Origin of the sequence: Pseudomonas sp. PDM04 (assembly GCF_014851765.1) — a bacterium.
Lineage (GTDB): Bacteria > Pseudomonadota > Gammaproteobacteria > Pseudomonadales > Pseudomonadaceae > Aquipseudomonas.
Genome location: NZ_JACVAI010000005.1, coordinates 335,850 through 357,031 on the forward strand (window position 1 = coordinate 335,850; position 21,182 = coordinate 357,031).

Genomic DNA, 21,182 nt, shown 5'->3' on the forward strand with positions numbered 1-21,182 from the left:
AAAGCTTGATGCTGACTGCCAAAAATGAAGAGATTTCAGCTATTTCTAACCTTTGTTCGACAGTCGATCAGGTAGTGCGAACTGAAAAATCACTACATGCAGCCTTCCACACGCCGATCAAGGATAGACCATGAGCCTGCCTTCGCTTGCCGAACTTCCCGGCATTCTCCTGCCGTTTGTCACCCGTGCCGAGCAGTCGTTCCGCGCGGCTGTCGAGGCGCTCGAGGACGACCATGGCCTGGCCGGCTGGACCGCCGAACGCTGGGCACAATTTGCCCGCGTCTCCGCTGCCAGCGATTTCGTCATTGAACAGAGTGTTCGTGACCCTTTGATGTTGCTGGCGCTGGTGCAGTCCGGTGAGCTGGATCGCCCTTACGCCCCCGGCGAGTTGTGCGCCCAGATTGCGGCGGCGGTGAATGCCGCGCAAACCGAAGATGAACTCGGTCGTGCCCTGCGTCGCCAGCGTACCCGTCATCAGGTGCGGATCATCTGGCGCGACCTGACCCGTCAGGCCGACCTGGTCCAGACCTGCCGCGATCTGTCGGACATGGCCGATGCGAGCATCGACCAGGCCTACCAGTGGTTGTACACGCGGCATTGCGAGCAATTCGGCGTGCCCACCGGCCGGCGCAGCGGTGAACCGCAGCAGATGGTCATTCTCGGCATGGGCAAGCTGGGCGCGGTCGAGTTGAACCTGTCGTCGGACATCGACCTGATCTTCGCCTATCCCGAGGGCGGCGAAACCGTCGGGGTGAAACGCTCGCTGGATAACCAGGAATTCTTCATCCGTCTCGGCCAGCGCCTGATCAAGGCGCTGGACCCGATGACCGTCGACGGTTTTGTGTTCCGCGTCGACATGCGCTTGCGACCTTACGGCTCGTCGGGCGCCCTGGTGCTCAGCTTCAATGCGCTGGAACAGTATTACCAGGACCAAGGGCGTGACTGGGAACGCTACGCGATGATCAAGTCGCGGGTGGTGGCGGGCGATCAGGTCAGCGGTGCGCAATTGCAGGAAATGCTGCGCCCGTTCGTGTATCGGCGCTACCTGGACTTCTCCGCCATCGAAGCGCTGCGCACCATGAAGCAGCTGATTCAGCAGGAAGTGCGGCGCAAGGGCATGGCCGACAACATCAAGCTTGGCTCCGGCGGTATCCGTGAAGTGGAGTTCATCGCCCAGGCGTTTCAGTTGATCCACGGCGGTCGCGACCTGAGCCTGCAACAACGTCCTCTATTAAAGGTGCTGGGCACGCTCGAAGGTCAGGGCTACCTGCCGCCTGCCGTGGTCAGCGAACTGCGCGAAGGTTACGAATTCCTGCGCTACACCGAGCATGCGATCCAGGCGATTGCCGACCGCCAGACCCAGATGCTGCCGGACTGTGCGCAGGATCAGGCGCGAATTGCCTTCATGTTGGGTTTCGATGATTGGGCAGCGTTTCATGAGCGGCTGATGTACTGGCGCGGCCGGGTCGCCTGGCACTTCGGCCAGGTGATCGCCGATCCCGATGAAGACGCGGGTGCCGAAAGCGAAGTGGTGGTCGGCGGCGAATGGCTGCCGCTGTGGGAGGAGGCGCAGGACGAAGAAGCCGCCTGCCGCCAGTTGCAGGAGGGCGGTTTCAGCGATGCCGGCAAAGCCCTGAAAGCCTTGGCGGCGCTGCGCGGCAGCCCGCAACTGCGCGCAATGCAGCGTTTGGGGCGTGAGCGCCTGGATGCGTTCATTCCGCGGCTGCTGGCGCAGGCGGTGGAGCACAGCAATCCCGATCTGGTGCTGGAGCGTGTGTTGCCATTGGTGGAAGCGGTGGCCCGGCGTTCCGCGTACCTGGTGCTGCTGACCGAAAATCCCGGCGCGTTACGGCGTCTGCTGACCTTGTGCGCCGCGAGCCCGTGGATCGCCGAGCAGATCACCCGTTTCCCGCTGCTGCTCGACGAATTGCTCAACGAAGGCCGACTGTTCAAGCCGCCGTTGGCGCCGGAGCTGGCCGCCGAATTGCGCGAGCGTCTGACACGAATCCCCGAAGATGACCTCGAGCAGCAGATGGAGGCGCTGCGCCATTTCAAGCTGGCGCACCGCTTGCGGGTTGCCGCGTCGGAAATCGCCGGCCACCTGCCGTTGATGAAGGTCAGCGATTACCTGACCTGGCTGGCCGAGGCGATTCTCGAGCAAGTGCTGGCCCTGGCCTGGCGCCAGACGGTGGCCAAGTACGGCACGCCGTTGCGCAACGACGGGACGTTGTGCGACCCGGGCTTCATTATTGTCGGTTATGGGAAAGTCGGCGGCCTGGAATTGGGGCATGGTTCCGACCTGGATCTGGTGTTCATTCACGATGGCGATCCGCAGGCGGAGACCGACGGCCCGAAATCCATCGACGGCGCGCAGTTCTTCACCCGGCTGGGGCAGCGGATCATTCATTTGCTCACGGCCCAGACCAACTCCGGCCAGTTGTATGAGGTGGACATGCGCCTGCGGCCATCCGGAGCGTCGGGGTTGCTGGTGAGTTCGCTGGGGGCGTTTGCCCGCTATCAGGAAAACGAAGCCTGGACCTGGGAGCATCAGGCCCTGGTGCGGGCGCGGGTGCTGGTGGGCAGCCAGGACGTCGGCCAGGCGTTCGAGCAGGTCAGGGCAGCTATCCTGGGCAAGGCGCGGGATCTTGCGACCCTGCGCCAGGAGGTCAGCGAGATGCGCGCCAAGATGCGCGACAACCTTGGCAGCAAGAGCACGGCGGCCGGTACTGCGGCGAATGCCTTCGAGGCCACGGCACCGTTCGATCTCAAGCAGGACGCCGGAGGTATCGTCGATATTGAATTTATGGTGCAATACGCCGCCCTGGCGTGGTCCGAGACACACCCGCCATTGCTGCGCTGGACGGACAATATCCGCATTCTGGAAGAGCTGGAACACGAAGGGCTGATGCCCGTCGAAGACGCCAGCCTGTTGCGCGAGGCCTATAAAGCCTACCGTTCCGCCGCGCACCGGCAAGCCTTGCAGAAGGACCCGGGGGTCATACCCGGCGATCAGTTCGTGGACGAACGGCGACAGGTCATGAGGATCTGGCGTGATCTGGGGCTAAGCTGAAAAGCGCCAGTCGGGGCGATGATATTCAAATGTGGGGGCGAGCCTGCTCGCGATAGCGGAGTGACAGTCGACAGCAATGTTGAAGGTAATGACCCATCGCAAGCCCGCTTGCCCCTGCAGAGATTCACGAGGCGGGGAGGCGTATGCCTCCCCGGTTCGTTTTTGGAAACCACATGAAAATTCTGATCGTTGGGCCCAGTTGGGTCGGTGACATGGTGATGGCGCAGACACTGTTTCAGTGTCTCAGGCAGCGTCACCCGCAATGCGAGATCGACGTCCTGGCCCCCGAATGGAGCCGGCCGATTCTCGAGCGCATGCCCGAAGTACGCCAGGCCTTGAGCTTTCCGCTCGGTCACGGTGTACTGGAGCTGGCGACCCGCCGGCGCATCGGTAAATCCCTGGCCGGCCAGTACGACCAGGCGATCCTGTTGCCCAACTCGCTGAAATCGGCGCTGGTGCCGTTTTTCGCCGGCATCCCCAAGCGGACCGGCTGGCGCGGCGAGTTCCGCTACGGCCTGCTCAATGATGTGCGCACGCTGGACAAGGCGCGTTACCCGCTGATGATCGAGCGCTTCATGGCGTTGGCCTACGAGCCTGGCCTTGAACTGCCCCGGCCTTATCCGCGCCCGGCCTTGCAGATCGATCCGGTGACCCGCGAAGCGGCGCTGGCCAAGTTCGGCCTGGTTCTCGACCGTCCGGTGTTGGCGCTGTGTCCGGGCGCCGAGTTCGGCGAATCCAAACGCTGGCCGTCCGAGCATTACGCCAAGGTGGCCGAAGCGAAGATTCGCGAAGGCTGGCAAGTCTGGCTGTTCGGTTCGAAGAACGATCATTCGGTGGGCGAAGACATCCGCGCCCGACTGATTCCCGGCTTGCGCGAGGAGTCGGTGAACCTCAGCGGCGGTACTTCCCTGGCCGAGGCGATCGACCTGTTGTCCTGCGCGGACTCGGTGGTGTCCAACGATTCTGGCCTGATGCACGTTGCGGCAGCGCTCAACCGTCCGCTGGTGGCGGTCTACGGTTCGACTTCGCCGGGTTTCACTCCGCCGCTGGCCGAGCACGTCGAGATCGTGCGCCTGGGCATCGAATGCAGCCCGTGCTTCGATCGCACGTGCCGTTTCGGTCATTACAACTGCCTGCGCCAGCTCATGCCGCAAGCGGTGAACGAAGCCTTGCAGCGGTTGCAGGGCACTGCGGTCGAGGTTCAATAGTTTGCGGGTTCTGCTGATCAAGACTTCTTCGCTGGGCGACGTGATCCATGCGTTGCCGGCGCTGACCGACGCGGCCCGGGCCATTCCCGGCATCCAGTTCGACTGGGTGGTGGAAGAGGGCTTCGCCGAGATCCCGACCTGGCACCCCGCCGTGGGCAAGGTCATTCCCGTGGCGATCCGCCGTTGGCGCAAGAACCTCTGGCAAACCATCAAGAGTGGCGAGTGGAAGCGCTTCAAGCAAAGCGTTCGTGCCACGAAATACGACCTGGTGATCGATGCGCAGGGCCTGTTGAAAAGCGCCTGGCTGACCCGATACATCAAGGCGCCGGTGGCGGGCCTGGACAAGAACTCGGCACGGGAACCGATCGCGGCGCGTTTCTACGACCGACGCCTGGCGGTTGCCCGCGGCCAGCATGCCGTGGAGCGCGTGCGGCAGTTGTTCGCCATCGCCCTGGGTTATGACCTGCCCAAGGGCCTGGGCGACTACGGCCTGAATGTCGAGCGTCTGGTGGAATTGCCGCGCCGGAATCCCTACGTGCTGTTCCTGCATGGCACCACCTGGGACACCAAGCATTGGCCCGAAGCCTACTGGCGCGAGCTGGCCGAACGGGTCGGCTACCTGGGCGTCGGCGTGAAGCTGGCGTGGGGCAACCCGGCGGAAAAAGCCCGGGCCGAGCGCATCGCCCGTGACATGCGTCACGTCGAAGTGCTGCCCAGGCTGAATTTGGCAGGGGTCGGCAAGGTCTTGGCCGGCGCGCAAGCCTGCGTGGCGGTGGACACCGGCCTCGGTCACCTCGCCGCCGCGCTCGACGTGCCGACGCTGTCGCTGTTCGGCCCGACCAACCCGGGGCTTACCGGTGCCTATGGCAAGTCGCAGATCCACATCGCCAGCGATTTCCCCTGCGCGCCGTGCCTGCAAAAGAAATGCACCTATCAACCCACGGCCGAAGATGCCCGACGGTTTGACCTCAAGCGCGAGTGGCCGTTGTGCTTCACGCGGCTCAACCCCGAGCGAGTCGCGGTGCGGTTGAGCACGTTGTTACTGGCTGAGGAGCTGCGCTGATGCAACTGGCATTCGTCCTGTACAAGTACTTTCCATTCGGCGGCCTGCAGCGTGATTTCATGCGCATCGCCCTGGAATGCCAGCAGCGTGGCCATCAGATCCGCGTCTATACGCTGATCTGGGAGGGCGATGTTCCGCCCGGTTTCGAGGTGTTGGTGGCGCCGGTCAAGGCGTTCTTCAATCATCGGCGCAACGAAAAACTCAGCGAGTGGATGGAAGCGGATCTGGCCAGGCGTCCGGTGGATCGTCTGATCGGCTTCAACAAGATGCCGGGCCTGGACGTCTACTACGCCGCCGACGGCTGTTTCGAGGACAAGGCGCAGAACCTGCGCAATTCGCTGTACCGGCGTTGGGGTCGCTACCGGCACTTCGCCGAATACGAGCGTGCCGTATTCGCCAGAGATGCCAAGACGCAAGTGCTGATGATTTCCGAGGTTCAGCAGCCGTTGTTCATCAAGCATTACGGCACGCCGCTGGAACGTTTTCATCTGCTGCCGCCGGGGATCTCCCAGGACCGCCGAGCGCCGCCGAACGCCGCCGAGATCCGCGCCGATTTCCGTCGCGAATTCAACCTCAAGGACGATGACCTGCTGCTGGTACAGATCGGTTCCGGGTTCAAGACCAAGGGCGTGGATCGCAGCCTCAAAGCGCTGGCCGCATTGCCCGCTGATCTGAAGAAGCGCACCCGGCTGTTTGTAATTGGCCAGGATGACCCCAAATTGTTCCAGATGCAGAGTGCCACGCTGGGGCTGGGCGATCACGTGACGTTCCTCAAGGGGCGCAGCGATATCCCGCGTTTCCTGCTCGGCGCCGACCTGCTGATCCACCCGGCCTATAACGAAAACACCGGGACCGTCCTGCTCGAAGCGCTGGTGGCCGGTTTGCCGGTGCTGGTGAGCGCGGTCTGTGGTTATGCCCATTACATTGCCGAGGCCGATGCCGGCCTGGTGCTGGATGAGCCGTTCGACCAGGGGCAGTTGACGCAGTACCTGACCGGGATGCTGAGCGACGCACCTGCACGGGCGGCCTGGCGCCGCAATGGTCTGGCCTTCGCTGAAACGGCCGACCTCTACAGCATGCCGCAGCACGCGGCGGATGTGATTCTGGCGGAGCACGCTTAATGAAGTTGATGCTGGCTGAACCGTTCAAGAGCCTCTGGGCCGGACGCGACCCGTTCACCGAGGTCGAAGGGCTTCAGGGGGAGGTGTACCGCGAGCTTGAAGCGCGACGCACATTGCGTACCGAAGTGGACGGCAACGGTTTTTTCGTGAAGATCCACCGAGGCATCGGCTGGGGCGAGATCTTCAAGAACCTGCTGACCGCCAAGTTGCCGGTGCTCGGTGCCGGGCAGGAGTGGCAGGCCATTCAACGCCTGCAGGAAGTCGGCGTGCCCACCATGACCGCCGTGGCGTATGGCGAGAAGGGCCGTAACCCGGCGGACCAGCACTCGTTCATCGTCACCGAAGAACTGGCGCCGACGATCAGCCTCGAAGACTACAGCATCGACTGGGTCAGGCAGCCACCGCCGCCCAGGCTCAAGCGCGCGCTGATCGCCGAGGTCGCGCGCATGACCGGCATGATGCATCGCGCCGGGGTCAATCACCGCGACTGCTACATCTGTCACTTCCTGTTGCACACCGACAAACCGGTGACGCCTGACGACTTCAAGCTGTCGGTGATCGACCTGCACCGGGCCCAGACCCGCCCGGCAATCACTCAGCGCTGGCGCAACAAGGATCTGGCGGCGCTGTATTTCTCGGCCCTGGACATCGGCCTGACCCGGCGCGACAAACTGCGTTTTCTCAAGGGCTATTTCCAGCAGCCGCTGCGCCAGATCCTGGCTGAAGAGGCCGCCCTGCTGGCCTGGCTCGACGGCAAGGCCAACAAGCTCTATGAGCGTAAGCAGCGCTACGGGGATGCACTCTGATGTCGGGCTGGAAACTCGATCCTGCTTACAGCGAACTGGCCGAGGATTTCGGCAGCCTGGAAGCGGTGTTCGCCCTCAAGGGCGAGCAGTTGACCCGCGACCCGTTGTCCGAAGTGATCCGCGTCCAGCGCGATGGCGTCAACTATTACGTCAAGCGCTACGTGGGCGCTGGCAAGGGTTTGCGCCGTTACCTGGGCAAGCCACGGGTGAAAATGGAATGGCAGAACCTCAAGCGTTTTGCCAAGTGGGGCATTCCCACGGCCGAGGTCGTGGCCTGGGGGCTTGAGCGGCGCGGCGCGGCTTATGACCGCGGGGCGATGATCACCCTGGAGCTGCCGCACACCGAAGACCTGAATGCCCTGGCCGAGCGGCAGGATCCGAAGCTCAAGGATCGGGCCTGGGTCGATGGCATCAGCCGCCAGTTGGCCGCCTACACCCGGACCATGCATGACAACCGCTTTACCCACAACGATCTGAAGTGGCGCAACCTGCTGGTCGATGACGAGGGGCGACTGTTCCTGATCGATTGCCCCAATGGGGATTTCTGGCGCGGCTTCTGGCTCAAGTACCGGATCTCAAAGGACCTGGCCTGTCTCGACAAGGTTGCCAAGTATCATCTTTCGGCCACCCAACGCCTGCGCTTCTACCTGCAATACCGTCAGCGGACGCGGCTCAATGCGGCCGATAAAAAACGTATCCGGCACGTGGTGAGATTTTTCGAGGGACGCGAATGACTGATTTTCTGGCCGCTGAAGACCGTGCGCTCCTGGAGCGCCACGGCCTCGGCACCTTCGATGCACTGTGGGCCAAGCAGCTTGAAGCGGTAGATGAACCCAACACCGCGCGCGGCGGCTGGAGCAGTGTGTTTCGCCTGGATCTCGAAGGTCACGGCTTTTACCTCAAGCGCCAAAGCAATTATCAGATGCACACATTGCACGCGCCATTTGGTGAGCCGAGTTTTGCCCGGGAATTTCGCAATATCAGTCGTTATGAAAAGCTCGGCATCCCGGCACTGAAGGCGGCGTTCTTCGGTGAGCGCAAGGTCGATGGCGATGTTCGGGCGGTACTGCTGACCCGTGCACTGGACGGCTGGGATGACCTGGACTCGCTGTTGCAGCGTTGGCCGGACCTCAGCCCGGCGCAGCACTCGGCCATTCTCAAGGCCTGCGGGCAACTCGCCCGACGCCTGCACGCTGCACGTCAGGTTCACGGCTGCTTCTACCCCAAGCACATTTTTCTCCAGGCCACGGGCGACGGTTACAGTGCCCAGTTGATCGACCTGGAAAAAACCCGTCCGCTGCTGTTCGGCCAGCGTGACCGGGTCAAGGACCTGGAGCCGTTGACGCGGCGGGCGCGGGAGTGGAGTGAAGCGCATTTGCGCGAATTGTTGGCCGCTTACCTGGATCAACCGCAGGACAGCTCGCTGATCGACAGCTGGCTGACGCGCCTGACCGCGCGGCGCAGCTACAAGAGGGCGGGCTGATGCGTTTGTCTGAACTGAAATCCGCCGGTCGCCAGCCGCACCTGCCGCTGAGCCTGACGCTGGCGGATGCCGCCGGGCCGGCCGAATTGCAGCTGCTGAGTCTGTTGCGGGTGTTGCCGGGCCAGCGCTACGTCGGTGCCGGCGTCTGGCGTGGCCGTCCGGTACTGGCCAAGTTGTTGGTGGGCGGCAAGGCGGCACGGCATTTTCAGCGTGAGCGCGACGGCGTGCGTTTGCTGGCCGCCCAGGGGCTGACCACGCCACAGTTGCTGGCCGATGGCCTGAAAGAGGGCGAGGGTGGCTGGCTGCTGTTCGATTTCCTCGAGGGGGCCGAAAGCCTGGGCGATGCCTGGAACAAGGTGGAGCACCTGCCGGCCCTGGCCGATGAGCAGACGGCCGTGTTGGCCGACGCTTTGGGTGCCATCGGGCAAATGCATCGCAAGGGCCTGTGGCAGGAAGACCTGCACCTGGACAACCTGCTGCACCAGCGTGGCCGCCTGTACTTGATCGATGGCGCCGGGATCTGCAGCGAAACCCCCGGGCAGCCGCTGTCACGGCAAAAGGTCCTGGAAAACCTCGGGGTGTTTTTCGCTCAACTGCCCAAGTCGCTGGAACCGTTCACCGAAGAGTTGCTGGTGTATTACCTCCTGAGCAACGGCGAGCATGCCTTGCCGATGGAGGCTTTGCAGAAGCAGATCGACAAGGTGCGCCGCTGGCGTCTCAAGGACTTCCTGATCAAGGTCGGCCGTGAATGCACATTGTTCAGCGTGCAGCGCGGGCCGTTCGGCTTGCAGGCGATCCGCCGAGAAGAGGAAGCGGCCATGCTGCCGGTGCTGGAGCAAGCGGACGCGCTGCTCGACCAGGGCCACCTGTACAAGACGGGCGGTGCGGCGAGTGTCGGGAAAGTCGAAGCGGGCGGACGGACACTGGTGATCAAGCGCTACAACATCAAGGGCTTTGCCCATTGGCTCAAGCGCTTCTGGCGCCCGAGCCGAGCCTGGCACTCCTGGCGCGAAGGCAATCGCCTGGCGTTTCTCGGCATTGCCACGCCGACCCCCCTGGCCGTCCTGGAAAAGCGCTTTCTCTGGTTGCGCAGCCGGGCTTATCTGGTCACCGAGCACCTGCCCGGGCCGGACATCATTGAGCGGTTCGCGCCCCATGTTGAAAGTGGCGAGGCCCCCGAGGCGGAACTGGCGGCGCTGGACCAGCTGTTTGCCGAGCTGATTCGTGAGCGGATCAGCCACGGCGACTTCAAGGGGCACAACCTGTTCTGGCAGGAAGACCGTTGGGCGCTGATCGATCTCGATGCCATGTGCCAGCACGGTTCAGCGGGCAGCTTCGCCCCGGCCTACGCGCGGGACCGGGCGCGGTTCATGCGCAACTGGCCCGAGCAGAGTGCGCTGTACCAGGTCATCGACCAGCGGCTGCCCAAGGATATCTCCAGCGCCAACTGAAACCGCTTCGCGAGCAGGCTCGCTCCCACAGTGGTTACATGTCTGTCCTGGTATTCCTCAACGGCGCCGTTCCCCTGTGGGAGCGAGCCTGCTCGCGATGGCGTCGGTGAAGCCGTCACTATCGCGGGTCGTTGGTGAAAAGTCCTACGCCATCTGCCGACTTCATGAACTGTGCCGCCCATCGACGCAATGCTAGCTTGCCTGACGTTCATGGAGGGCAAGCTTTGATCACTAAAATGGCGGTTGTACTGGGCGCGAGCGTGGTGCTGTCGGGGTGCGGGACCAGCCTCACGGTGCTGCAGAATGAAGAAGATGCCGTGCGCGGCCTCAGGAAGCAAAAGACGTACTGCCAGTCCATTACGCGCGTCTACAGCGGGCTGGCGTATGATTTCTGCGTGTTGAATGCGCCACCCAGCCCGGGCGGCTACCTCGCCCCGTTCGTTCTGGCGGACCTGGCCCTGTCGGGCATCTTCGACACCGTCGTCCTGCCTTACACGATTTACCGACAGTCGACCGATGGCAGCATGGCAATCTACTGGCGGACCGGTCCGCGATGACCCCGGGCAATCCAGGCATTGGCGGGCATCTATACGCCACTGACAACCCGGTGGGTCATTCCTGCCATCTTTACGCTATAATCCCGCCCTTTAGCTGCCTCTCGCCCTTTGCGAGGGCACATCCATTTTGAGGCGCGTTGCGCCTGCACGCAGACTTAAGAGGCTAGACCCCTGTGGCATTGACGATTCTTGGCCTGTCCGGCGCCCTTAGCCATGATCCTTCCGCAGCCCTGTACATCGACGGCAAGCTGGTCGCGGCCGCTGAGGAAGAACGCTTCGTACGCGATAAACATGCAAAGAACCGCATGCCCTATGAGTCGGCGAAGTTTTGCCTGGAACAGGCCGGCATCAAGCCATCCGATGTTGACGTGGTCGCGATTCCGTTCGCACCGATCAGCCTGTTCGGCAAGGCGCGCTGGCACTATGCCAAGCGTTACTGGTACGCCCCGGACCGCGCCCTTGACGCGATCCTGATGGGCAACCGGCGCTACAAGCGCTACCGCAACAAGATCGTCTGGTGTCTGGAGCAACTGGGCTTCAACCCGAAGAAAATCAGGATCGAGCCGGTCGAGCACCACCTCGCTCACGCCTCGAGCGCCTACCACTGCTCCGGTTTCAAGGAGAAAACCGCGATCCTGGGGATCGACGGCAAGGGTGAGTACGCCACGACCTTCTTCGGCTATGGCGAAAACGGCAAGATCCACAAGATCAAGGAATTCTTCGACCCGGATTCCCTCGGCGGCCTGTACGGCGCGATCACCGAGTTCCTCGGTTTCGAAATGCTCGACGGCGAGTTCAAGGTCATGGGCATGGCGCCGTACGGCGATGCCAGCAAATACGACTTCTCGCGCCTGGCCTCGTTCGAAAACGGCGAGCTGGTGATCAACACCGACTACGCCAACGTCATCGGCCTGCGCCGCTATAAAGAGAAGGGCAAGGGCTTCTACTTCTCGCCGAAGCTGATCGAGTGGCTGGGGCCGAAGCGCGAAGGCGACATCGCCGACGAGCCTTACATCCATTACGCCGCGAGCATGCAGGCGCTGTTCGAAAAGATCGCGCTGCAGATGATCGATTACTACCTGGGCGACGTGCTCAAGGAAACCGGCAAGCTGGCCTTCGCCGGTGGCTGTGCGTTGAACGTCAAGCTGAACCAGAAAATCATTGCCCGCAGTGACGTCAAGGAACTGTTCGTCCAGCCTGCGTCTGGCGACGCCGGTACCGCAGTGGGTGCGGCGGCCTACGTGTCTCACGCCCGGGGCGTGCCGGTCGAGAAGATGGAACACGTCTACCTCGGCCCGTCGTACAGCAACGAAGACGTGATCGCCGCGTGCGCCCGTCATGCCGACAAGCCGAAATGGCGCAAGCTCGACAACATGCCGGAGCAGATTGCCAAAATCATGGTCGACGGCAACCCGGTGGCCTGGTTCCAGGGGCGCATGGAGTTCGGTCCGCGCGCGTTGGGCGGCCGTTCGATCATTGGCTGCCCGAGCGTGGCGGGCGTGGCTGACCGCATCAACCACCAGATCAAGTTCCGCGAGCGCTGGAGGCCTTTCTGCCCGTCGATGCTCGACACCGTTGCCCCGCAGATGATCAAGGTCGATCACCCCGCGCCGTTCATGACCTTCACGTTCGAAGTGGCGGATGAGTGGAAGACCCGCGTGCCGGAAGTCGTCCACGAAGACGGCACCTCCCGGGCCCAGGTGCTCAAGCGCGAATACAACCCGCGCTACTACGACATGATGAAGGCGCTGGAAGTCCTGACCGGCAACGGCGTATCGCTGAACACCTCGCTCAACCGTCGTGGCGAACCGATGATCTGCTCGCCGACGGATGCCCTGAACATGTTCTTCGGTTCCGACCTACAGTATCTGATCATGGAAGACATTCTCGTGGTCAAAGAGGGTGCGGACGCCTATGACACGCTCGGCTGAACGCCATGTGCTGCAGTTCTGCCACGGCTACGACGGTCCGTTCCTGGACTGCGCCCGGCAGTATGCCAGCCTGTTTGCGGGGACCGGTTATCGAGTGACCACGGTGTTTCTGACCGGGGTTGCCGATGCACAGGTCGCCGCGAGCTGCGCGTCGGACGAAGTGTTGTTCATGGAATACAGCTCCAAGGCCATTCGTGGCCTGAAGCTGGGCGCCATCAGTGATCTGCGCAAGATCGCCGCTTCGCGCAATTTCAGTTTTTGCATCGCTCACCGATTCAAGCCGATCTACATTGCCTTGCTGGGCACCTCGTTGCCGGTGATCGGTGTTCATCACGCGTTTGGCGACTACGAGCGTGGCGGCCGCAAGTTCTTTGCGAATTTCTTCCGCAAGCGCCTGAGTCTGCTTGGGGTTTCCGATGCCGTGCGCGACGACATCCGTCGTTGCCTGCCGCAATGGCCTTCGTCACGGATCCAGACGCTGTACAACCGCATCGACGTGCAAAACCTGCAGGAGGATCACGCCTCCGTCCGCGAGGCCCGGGAAACCCTGGGGCTGTCGATGGATGCGTGGATCATCGGCAACGTCGGCCGCCTGCATCCGGACAAGGATCAGACCACGTTGCTGCACGGCTTTGCCGCGGCATTGCCGGGTTTGCCGGCCAACAGCCAGTTGGTGATCCTCGGGATCGGTCGGCTGGAGCAGGACCTCAAGGCCATGGCCCGTGAGCTGGGGATTGGCGACCGGGTGCTGTTCCTCGGACAGGTGCCGGAAGCGCGCCGCTTTTTCCGGGCCTTCGACGTGTTTGCCCTGACCTCCGATCATGAACCGTTCGGCATGGTGCTGCTCGAAGCCATGGCCGCCGGCGTGCCACTGCTGGCGACAGCCTGTGGGGGCGCGAAGGAAGTGGTCGAAGGGGTCGGCATTCTGTTCCCCCTGGGCGATACCGAGCGTCTGGCCCAAGGGCTGCAACACCTGGCGGCGATGGATGAACAGCAACGTCGCCAGTGCGCCGAGCTGATGCTGGAACGCTTGCGGGAGCGCTTCTCCGACCGCGCGGTACGCGATGCTTTCTGGCATTTGCCCAACGTCACCGAACTGGCGGCGAGGGGTTGATGCTCAACCGATTCCAAGGATGGCGCGAGCGTGGCTGGACGGTGATCGACGCCGCGACCTATGACCAGACCTGGCAGCGATATGGTGGCAGTGTCGCCACTCACCCGATGGTGGTCGAGCGCCTTGCACAGTTGGCCGGCATCCCGGTGCGTTACCTGGCCTGGGCGCCGAATGGCGAGGTGCAGGCGGCGATTGCAACCTGGGGCCGTGACCTCGCCTTGTCCAAGGACGTGCTCAAGCGCAACGGCAAGAAGGGGTTGTTCGACCTTGGCAATGCCGAAATCATCCTGCCGGCCGCTGTCGATAGCCAGGCCCCCTTGCGCCATCGCGCCCGTTACCTGTCCGCCTTGAATGAAGGTCGCTTCAGCGGCATCCGGCCGCAGGCGGAGCAGTTGGCCATGGCCCGTACGCCCGAAGAACTGTCGAAGAAGTTTCGCTACAACCAGCGCCGTGAGTTGCGTTTGCTGGAAGAGGCGGGCGGGGTGGTGCGGCCGGTCAGCGAGTTTTCCAGTGCCGAACTGGCCGCGATCTATTGCGACCTGTTCCAGCGCCGCTGGGGTTTCCCGGCGACCGGGGCCGAACGCATGGCCGAGGTGATCGAGTTGCTGCGCGACCTGTTGATCGGCTCGGTGATTTTTCTCAATGATGCCCCCATTGCCATTCAACTGGTGTATCGCGTCGAAGCGCCGCAATGGATCAGCGTCGAGTACATCAATGGGGGCGTCGACCCCGAAACCCGTGAGTTCAGCCCCGGCAGCGTCTTGAGTTTTCTCAATACCCAAAGCGCCTGGGAGCATGCGCGGGCCCTGGACAAGCCGCTGCGCTTTTCCTTTGGTCGCGCCGACCGTGAATACAAGGACCGCTGGTGTAATCCTGTGCCGGTCTTCACCGTATGAGCCCGCCCATGAGTCGTAAACAACACCTGCTCAAGCGCCACCGACGCAACAAGCGCATCGGCCTGCTGATTGCCCTGGTGCTGCTGATCGCCATCGGCGTGCTGGTGGCCTGGTGGTTGCCGCTGGTGCTGGCGGTGCTGGGCTGGATCGCTCACGAAGCCTGGTTTGCCGACCATCTGTTCTATTCGCCCAAGGACGATTACGCCTACAGCTTCCCGCCCTACGCCCCGCAGCCCAGGGTTCACCTGGACGGTGAGCGCTTGCGCCTGGATGACGGCGTCATGCTGGTGGACGATGCGACACTGGTACTGGCGCTACGGGTGAAAAGCACGTGGCTGGGGCGTTTTTTCGACCCGGCTGTCGAACTGTCGGGGGGCGATCATCCCGATCGGCAAACCTTCGAGCGTGGCGCGAACGGCCTGCGTTATCTCAACCTCAGTGGTCAGGCGCAGGTGCTGTCGCGGGGAGCGTTGCGACTGCGCGGACGCTTTTGCCGGGTGTTGGGCGAACCTGTCCTCTGGGCTTTCGAACAGCCGGACTACCGCCGTCAGCGGGTGATGGTGATCGCTCCCCACGCGGATGACGCCGAGCTGGCAGCCTACGGTTTGTACAGCCAGGCCGACGAAGCCTGGATCGTGACCCTCACGGCCGGCGAAATCGAAGCGCAGCATTACCAGCAAATGGGCCTGGACGAAGTCGAGGCCGCACGCCTGAAGGGGCGGCTGCGGGCCTGGGACAGTATCGCGGTGCCCCGCTGGGCCGGCGTTCCCGAGGATCATTGCGTGCAGTTGGGCTATTTCTGCCTGCAACTGGCAGCGATGCAGGCCAACCCGTCCCTGCCAGTGGGGTCTCGTGAAGCGCAGATGGACGACACGCGTCTGTTCCGTCAGTTGAACCCTTTTGCACTGCCGGGCGATGCCGATGGCGCACCGACCTGGAACAATCTGTTGGCCGACCTGCGCGAGTTGTTGCTGCGGGCCCGCCCTGAAGTCATCGTGTTGCCGCACCCCACGCTCGACCCGCATCCGGATCACGTGTGCGCGCAGCAAGCGGTGCTTGAAGCGCTGCGTGGCCTGGAGTGGCAGCCAACCACGTTGCTCGGTTATGCCAACCACCTGCATGACAATGACCGCTGGCCCATGGGCGATGCCGGGGATGGCATCGCGTTGCCGCCGGCCTTCGATCCGGCGGTGTCGATGCAACCTTATTGTCTGCCGGTGCCCCTGCCACTCCAGCGTGATAAAGCCATGGCGCTGGCAATGATGCACGATCTTCAACCGCGCATGCCGTTCAAGCGACGACTCCGGCGGTTGATGCAGTGGCTCCTGGCCAGTAGAGTGCCGTCCACCTATGGAGAGAATGAGTTCTTTCGCAAGGCGGTCCGGCGCCAGGAACTGTTCTGGCTGCTCAAGCACGGTGAGGCATCCGGGCCGCAGAATTGAACGACAACACGGCCTGACGAGGCGGTGTTCCCAGTATTTACAGTGAGTTTTTCGTGATCAATCCACGCCCTCGTATTTTGTTCCTGATGCCTTATTTCGGTCGCTGGCCCTTCTGGATGCCGTTTTTCCTGGAGAGTTGCCGCCGCAATCCCGACATCGACTGGCTGATGTTCAGCGACTGCGGGGTTCCCGAGGACCTGCCGCCCAACGTCACCATCGAGTGCATGACGTTCGGCGATTATTGCGGGCTGGTGTCCCAGCGGCTGAACATCGACTTCGCGCCGACCCAGGCCTACAAACTGTGCGACATCCGTCCCGCGTTCGGGCTTATCCATGCCGACCGCCTGGAAGGCTATGATTTTTGGGGCTTCGGCGATATCGACCTGGTGTACGGCGATCTGCGCCGTTATTTCACGGCGGACCGGCTCGCTGCCTATGACCTGTACTCGACCCACGAGCGGCGGGTGGCGGGGCATCTTTGCCTGATCAGAAATACCGAGCGCAAGCGCCAGTTGTTCAGGAAGATCAAGGATTGGGAAGCGCGGTTTACCGACCAGAAGCATCATGCACTGGACGAGGGCGCTTTCAGCCGGATCTTCCTCTGGCGCAAGAATTTTCCCGAGCCGTTGTTCAAGCTGGTGGGCAAGTTCAACCCCTGGCGCCGACGCAGCGAATTCACCGAGGCCTTCAGTACGCCCGGCGGTTGCATCAAGTGGCATGACGGCACCGACAATTTCCCGCACACCTGGTATTGGCGCAATGGCCAGGTCAGCAATGATCGCGATGGCGATCGGCTGTTCCCGTACTTCCATTTCGTCTGCTGGAAGCGCAACGAATGGTCGCAGTTACCCGAACCCGATCCGGCCGAGATCAAGCGTCTCGCCGCAGAGCCTGCCTGGATCATCGATGAGACGGGCTTTCACCGGGGGGCGTTATGAGCCAGCGGTCGAAGGTGCTGCAATTACAGCCTGACTACAACGTCAAGGCCCACGACTTCGCTGACCTGGCGGAGCAGATCGTCAAGGCTTTGCCCAGCGATCGTTATGAAGTGACCGCAGCGTTCCTGCGCGGCAAGCCCGGGCCGGGCGAGGCCGTGAGCCGTGCTGCGCGCTCGGTGTATTTCGAGTTCTCCGACAAGTCGCTCAAGGGCATGCGCCTGCGGGCGATGTGGCGGCTCTACCAGTTTTGCCGCAAAGAAAAATTCGATGTGGTGATCTGCAATCGCTTCAAGCCTGTGAACATGATGCTGACCCTCAATCGCTGGCTGAAAGTTCCGCTGTGTATCGGTATCTCCCATGGCTTTGGCGAATACGACCGGTTCTACCGGCGTCGCCAGACCCAGCGCCTGATCGATCGTCACTGGCGTTTCGTCGGGGTGTCTCCGGCGGTCAAGCAGTACCTGCTGGACTGTGATTGCGGTTTCACCGATCAAAACACCTACGCCATTACCAACGCGATCGACATCGAGCAGGCCGAAGGCCTGCAGCACAGTCGCGAGCGCGCCCGGGAATTGCTGGGCATCGATCCGACGGTGCGCCTGATCGGCGCGCTGGGACGGTTGGTGCCGGTCAAGGGGCACACCTACCTGTTGCAGGCGTTTGCCGCCCTCAAGGACAAGTACCCCAATACCCAGTTGGCAATTATCGGTGCGGGTCGCGAAGCGTCGAACCTGGCGGCCGAAATCGAGCGTCTGGGGCTGGTCGGGCGTGCTCATTTGCTGGGGTTCAAGGAGAACGCCCTGCAGTACGTACGCGCCTTCGACATCTGGACCATGCCCTCACTGGCCGAAGGTCTCGGGCTGGCGCTACTGGAAGGCATGAGCGGTCACCTTCCGGTGATCGCCTCGAACGTGCCGGCGATGTTGCCGCTGATTCAGGGCGCAGGTGGTCTGGCGATCACGCCCAAAGACGTGCCGGGCCTGGTCGCGGCCTTGGACAACTACCTCGGGCTGTCGGATGACGACCTCAAGGCCAAGGGTGAACAGGCCTATCGTTATCTTCAGGCGCAACACGACATCGAGGTGTTCCGCCAGGAGTACCTGAGCCTGATCGACACTGGCTTGAGCCAGGCCCGCAAGGAGCATTCATGAGCGACGCCCAACCCATCGTCACGGTCATCATCGCGTCGTACAACCATGGTCGCTACATTGAGGAGAGCATCCTCAGTGTGATCGACCAGACCTACCCGAACATCGAGCTGCTGGTGGTCGATGATGGCTCCAGCGATGACAGCGTCGAGCGGATCAAGGTCCTGCAGGCGCAACATGGCTTTGATTTTCGCGTCCAGCAGAACCAGGGGCTGACCAACACCCTGAACGGCGCCATCGCCCGTGCGAAGGGCAGCCTGATCGTGCCTTTCGGTTCCGACGACATCATGCTGCCCGAGCGCATCGCCACGCAGGTGGCGCACATGGATGGCAAGCCGGAGGTGGGTATCTGCGCCGGCAACATCGAGCTGATGGACGCTGACGGCGTTCCATATCCGGAGTCGCGCCAGCGTCGCGATGTGCCGTTTCGCCGCCTGGATTTCGACGACATGTTCCTCGAGCGCAAGCCTTACCCGCCGGCACCCACGCTGATGATCCGTCGCGAGGCGCTGGACAAGGTCGGCGGCTTCGATCCGACGATTCGCCTGGAAGATTTGCTGATCGAGTTGAAAGTGACCCGTGCCGGGTACTTCATCGATGGCTTGAACGTGCTGATGGCGCGCTATCGCAAGCACGCCACCAACTCCTACAAGAACCACCGTTTCATGATCGACAACATCCTGCGCACCTATGCGCTGTTCAGCGATCATCCGATGTACGAGTTCGTGCGCTACCGGTTTCTCAGTTCGATGTTTCTCAAGACCGCCAATCGCGACCGCCAGTTGGCGCGCGAGCTGCTGGCGCAGATCCCGTTCAAGGCGTGGAACAAGAAGACCTGGCGGGGGTTGGGGCGCCTGTACTTTTCACCGCTGGAAAAGGATTGAGCGAGCGGTCGAACCCGCGCCTGGCAGATGGCCTGCGGGCGCGGGTCTGAAGCCGAAAGGGGTCAGTGGGTAGAGGGCGCGGTCGCCAACACCTGCTTGTGCAGGGTATCCACCGCCGACTTCGAGGCTGTCACGGCATAGCCTTGTAACAGCGCCTGAAAATGATCCTCGAACAGCCAGCGTCGATCCACGGTGTAGCGCTGCATGTGGCGCAGGTTGCGCTGGCGCAGCGACAGGCTCAGTGACGATGGGTAGATGCGCAGGTCGGCGACATCGATCAGGCCGAACTCGCCATCCTCCAGCACCAGCACATTCCCCAGGTGCAGGGAGCGGAAATACACCCCCCGCTCGTGCAGTTGCGCCATGAACTTGCCGAAGCGCTCCACCAGTGCCTGGCGCACATCCGGCGCGGTGATCCCTTGCAGGACCTGGCGCAGGGTGTTGCCTGGCAACGGTGTGTAGTGCACGGCACTGCTGCCATCGTCGAGGCGGTACAGGTCAAGGATCTGCGGCGTCGGGAAGCCCATCCTGCGCAGTCGTTCGCTATTGACGGCAAAGCGTTCGGAATAGGCATTGAAGCTGCCCGAGGTGTACCAGCGGCGAGGTCGGAACAGCTTGAGGAAGCTGTCATCGACCAGGCGCAGGACTTTGGGTCCCAAACCGTCTTCTTCAATCACCCGCGCGTTGGCGCTCAACGCTTGCAGGCCTGGTCGGGTCAAGCGCTTGACCGACATGGCCAGCAGGCGACCTGCGCGCTGGTTGATGCTCAACGCGGCGATCAGCGCCACGGGAATCCACAGCAGGAACCAGTGCTCCTTGGGGCGCGAAAGAATCCCGCCGCCTTCGGTCAGGCCTGCGCCGATGCCGAAGGCCAGCCAGGTCGAGGCAATGATCAGCAGGGGCTGCACGCGGTGGCGCCAACTGCTCAGCAGGGCCCAGGCCTGGAAAAACAGCCAGGGGATGAAGCCGAAGATGCCGACATAGTAGAGAACCCCCAAGGCGAAGCTGTGGGGTTCTGCCAGGGTGTATCCCAGGTTTACATCGACATCCAGGCTGGAATCGTAGCCATGGCCGATCCACGGGTGTTCGGCGATTCTCTGCAGGACCAGTTGCCAGATTTCGAAGCGGTAGGAGTTGCCTCGCTCGAAGAGCATCTCGGAGAAAAGCACGAGGACGGCCACACCGCCGGCCGCCATGATGCCCAGCAGCAGGATGGAACGACGATTCCAGCAAATGAAACTCAGCCATAAGGCCGCCAGCGTCAGGGCGACCAGCGGTGTCCGGGAGCCGGTGGCGATCACTGCTGCGAACATGATCGTCATCGCTGGAATGCTCAGCCAGAGTATCTGCGGGCGCTTGCAACTCATGCTCAGGCTGAGCCAGTAGGCACAGAAAAAACCGAACAGGTGCGAGCTCAGCAAGGGATTGTCGAATGCACCGCCACCGATCAGGCGCTCGCCCGGCGTGTAGGCGTGCGCAAACGCGTACAGTTCGTAAAGCGTTGCGACCAACCCGACAGTCGCGGCGCCGAACAGAAGAGGCTGGATGATCTCGCTGCGGTGGCGGATCAGCAGGTAGCACCCGGCAAACAGCATAAGCAAGTGGAGCGGCGGCTTGAACTTGCCGGAAAAGCCCTCATCCCCCGTGCTCCAATAGAGGCTCACCAGGGCCCAAATGGCGAACAGCAGCACCGCAATGAAGATCGGCTCGCGCAGCAGCTCCTTGAGTGCCCGGGGTCGCAGGCACAGGGCTATCAGCGTCGGGATGCTGAAGAGGCCGTAATAGAGCTTGTGAAGCAGGCTGCGGTCCGGCAGGAAGAACAGCGAGCACAGAAGCAGAAAGTAGCCCGCGGGAAGAATCCATAGGCAAATGAAATCGAAGATTCGATTGGGCGTACTGTTTAAACCGCTGAGTTGCATGCTGAGAAATTCAATCCTGAAGTTGATTGGCCATTCCAATGATGGCCTTATGATACTGTTTATGGCGTCTAACAATAACAGCCTTTATGCGATTGCCAGAACCCCGAGGAAGCTGTGCTAAAGTCAGCGTCCTTTTTATCGACATTCGCGT

General features: G+C 62.3%; 17 protein-coding genes. 16 read left to right on the plus strand and 1 reads right to left on the minus strand.

The window, feature by feature from the left end:
• The first annotated feature begins 130 nt into the window (after window positions 1–130).
• The 16 genes from glnE to IB249_RS21205 all read left to right on the plus strand — a co-directional run bounded on the left by glnE (window position 131) and on the right by IB249_RS21205 (window position 19,112).
• Window positions 131–3,070 (plus strand): bifunctional [glutamate--ammonia ligase]-adenylyl-L-tyrosine phosphorylase/[glutamate--ammonia-ligase] adenylyltransferase, encoded by a 2,940-nt coding sequence (gene glnE, locus IB249_RS21130; RefSeq protein WP_192307650.1) that lies wholly within the window; start codon window positions 131–133, stop codon window positions 3,068–3,070.
• A 173-nt stretch (window positions 3,071–3,243) separates the two neighbouring features.
• Window positions 3,244–4,278, plus strand: a complete 1,035-nt coding sequence (gene waaF / locus IB249_RS21135; RefSeq protein WP_192307651.1) for a lipopolysaccharide heptosyltransferase II — start codon at window positions 3,244–3,246, stop codon at window positions 4,276–4,278.
• 1 nt (window position 4,279) lies between these two features.
• A complete protein-coding gene (waaC, locus tag IB249_RS21140; protein WP_192307652.1) occupies window positions 4,280–5,341 on the plus strand; it encodes a lipopolysaccharide heptosyltransferase I in 1,062 nt (353 codons plus the stop codon).
• Entirely contained in the window at window positions 5,341–6,462 is a 1,122-nt protein-coding gene (locus IB249_RS21145; protein WP_192307653.1) for a glycosyltransferase family 4 protein, read from the plus strand. Before waaC ends, IB249_RS21145 begins: the two co-directional genes overlap by 1 nt.
• Window positions 6,462–7,268 carry a lipopolysaccharide core heptose(I) kinase RfaP gene (rfaP, locus tag IB249_RS21150; RefSeq protein ID WP_192307654.1) on the plus strand — a complete coding sequence of 269 codons (807 nt, stop codon included), beginning with the start codon at window positions 6,462–6,464 and terminating at the stop codon, window positions 7,266–7,268. The genes IB249_RS21145 and rfaP overlap by 1 nt, the downstream gene beginning before the upstream one ends.
• The gene (locus tag IB249_RS21155) at window positions 7,268–8,002 is read left to right on the plus strand and encodes a lipopolysaccharide kinase InaA family protein (protein WP_192307655.1); all 735 of its coding nucleotides are present in this window, start codon (window positions 7,268–7,270) and stop codon (window positions 8,000–8,002) included. The genes rfaP and IB249_RS21155 overlap by 1 nt, the downstream gene beginning before the upstream one ends.
• Window positions 7,999–8,751: a lipopolysaccharide kinase InaA family protein gene (locus IB249_RS21160; RefSeq protein ID WP_192307656.1), complete on the plus strand. Its 753-nt coding sequence runs from the start codon at window positions 7,999–8,001 to the stop codon at window positions 8,749–8,751. The genes IB249_RS21155 and IB249_RS21160 overlap by 4 nt, the downstream gene beginning before the upstream one ends.
• Window positions 8,751–10,202, plus strand: coding sequence for a lipopolysaccharide kinase InaA family protein (locus tag IB249_RS21165; RefSeq protein WP_192307657.1), 1,452 nt, complete (start codon window positions 8,751–8,753; stop codon window positions 10,200–10,202). The genes IB249_RS21160 and IB249_RS21165 overlap by 1 nt, the downstream gene beginning before the upstream one ends.
• A gap of 236 nt (window positions 10,203–10,438) precedes the next feature.
• Window positions 10,439–10,759: a YceK/YidQ family lipoprotein gene (locus tag IB249_RS21170; protein ID WP_412548021.1), complete on the plus strand. Its 321-nt coding sequence runs from the start codon at window positions 10,439–10,441 to the stop codon at window positions 10,757–10,759.
• A gap of 173 nt (window positions 10,760–10,932) precedes the next feature.
• Window positions 10,933–12,690, plus strand: coding sequence for a carbamoyltransferase (locus tag IB249_RS21175; protein WP_192307659.1), 1,758 nt, complete (start codon window positions 10,933–10,935; stop codon window positions 12,688–12,690).
• On the plus strand, window positions 12,674–13,804 hold the full coding sequence (locus IB249_RS21180; protein WP_192307660.1) for a glycosyltransferase: 1,131 nt from the start codon (window positions 12,674–12,676) through the stop codon (window positions 13,802–13,804). The genes IB249_RS21175 and IB249_RS21180 overlap by 17 nt, the downstream gene beginning before the upstream one ends.
• Window positions 13,804–14,700, plus strand: coding sequence for an antimicrobial resistance protein Mig-14 (locus IB249_RS21185; protein ID WP_192307661.1), 897 nt, complete (start codon window positions 13,804–13,806; stop codon window positions 14,698–14,700). The genes IB249_RS21180 and IB249_RS21185 overlap by 1 nt, the downstream gene beginning before the upstream one ends.
• Before the next feature lie 8 nt (window positions 14,701–14,708).
• Complete coding sequence (locus IB249_RS21190) at window positions 14,709–16,142, plus strand: PIG-L deacetylase family protein (protein ID WP_192307662.1); 1,434 nt, start codon at window positions 14,709–14,711, stop codon at window positions 16,140–16,142.
• Window positions 16,143–16,195: 53 nt separating this feature from the next.
• The gene (locus tag IB249_RS21195; protein ID WP_192307663.1) at window positions 16,196–17,080 is read left to right on the plus strand and encodes a DUF6625 family protein; all 885 of its coding nucleotides are present in this window, start codon (window positions 16,196–16,198) and stop codon (window positions 17,078–17,080) included.
• On the plus strand, window positions 17,077–18,231 hold the full coding sequence (locus IB249_RS21200; RefSeq protein WP_192307664.1) for a glycosyltransferase family 4 protein: 1,155 nt from the start codon (window positions 17,077–17,079) through the stop codon (window positions 18,229–18,231). The genes IB249_RS21195 and IB249_RS21200 overlap by 4 nt, the downstream gene beginning before the upstream one ends.
• Window positions 18,228–19,112, plus strand: a complete 885-nt coding sequence (locus IB249_RS21205) for a glycosyltransferase (protein WP_192307665.1) — start codon at window positions 18,228–18,230, stop codon at window positions 19,110–19,112. The genes IB249_RS21200 and IB249_RS21205 overlap by 4 nt, the downstream gene beginning before the upstream one ends.
• A gap of 62 nt (window positions 19,113–19,174) precedes the next feature.
• Here the strand turns inward: IB249_RS21205 and IB249_RS21210 are convergent, their stop codons facing one another.
• A complete protein-coding gene (locus tag IB249_RS21210; protein ID WP_192307666.1) occupies window positions 19,175–21,031 on the minus strand; it encodes a bifunctional O-antigen ligase/aminoglycoside phosphotransferase family protein in 1,857 nt (618 codons plus the stop codon).
• Window positions 21,032–21,182: the final 151 nt, after the last annotated feature.

Coding starts and splice junctions, on each gene's coding strand:
- glnE (WP_192307650.1), top strand. CDS start 131: ATGAGCCTGCCTTCGCTTGCCGAACTTCCCGGCATTCTCCTGCCGTTT.
- waaF (WP_192307651.1), top strand. CDS start 3,244: ATGAAAATTCTGATCGTTGGGCCCAGTTGGGTCGGTGACATGGTGATG.
- IB249_RS21145 (WP_192307653.1), top strand. CDS start 5,341: ATGCAACTGGCATTCGTCCTGTACAAGTACTTTCCATTCGGCGGCCTG.
- rfaP (WP_192307654.1), top strand. CDS start 6,462: ATGAAGTTGATGCTGGCTGAACCGTTCAAGAGCCTCTGGGCCGGACGC.
- IB249_RS21155 (WP_192307655.1), top strand. CDS start 7,268: ATGTCGGGCTGGAAACTCGATCCTGCTTACAGCGAACTGGCCGAGGAT.
- IB249_RS21160 (WP_192307656.1), top strand. CDS start 7,999: ATGACTGATTTTCTGGCCGCTGAAGACCGTGCGCTCCTGGAGCGCCAC.
- IB249_RS21165 (WP_192307657.1), top strand. CDS start 8,751: ATGCGTTTGTCTGAACTGAAATCCGCCGGTCGCCAGCCGCACCTGCCG.
- IB249_RS21170 (WP_412548021.1), top strand. CDS start 10,439: ATGGCGGTTGTACTGGGCGCGAGCGTGGTGCTGTCGGGGTGCGGGACC.
- IB249_RS21180 (WP_192307660.1), top strand. CDS start 12,674: ATGACACGCTCGGCTGAACGCCATGTGCTGCAGTTCTGCCACGGCTAC.
- IB249_RS21185 (WP_192307661.1), top strand. CDS start 13,804: ATGCTCAACCGATTCCAAGGATGGCGCGAGCGTGGCTGGACGGTGATC.
- IB249_RS21190 (WP_192307662.1), top strand. CDS start 14,709: ATGAGTCGTAAACAACACCTGCTCAAGCGCCACCGACGCAACAAGCGC.
- IB249_RS21200 (WP_192307664.1), top strand. CDS start 17,077: ATGAGCCAGCGGTCGAAGGTGCTGCAATTACAGCCTGACTACAACGTC.
- IB249_RS21205 (WP_192307665.1), top strand. CDS start 18,228: ATGAGCGACGCCCAACCCATCGTCACGGTCATCATCGCGTCGTACAAC.
- IB249_RS21210 (WP_192307666.1), bottom strand. CDS start 21,031: ATGCAACTCAGCGGTTTAAACAGTACGCCCAATCGAATCTTCGATTTC.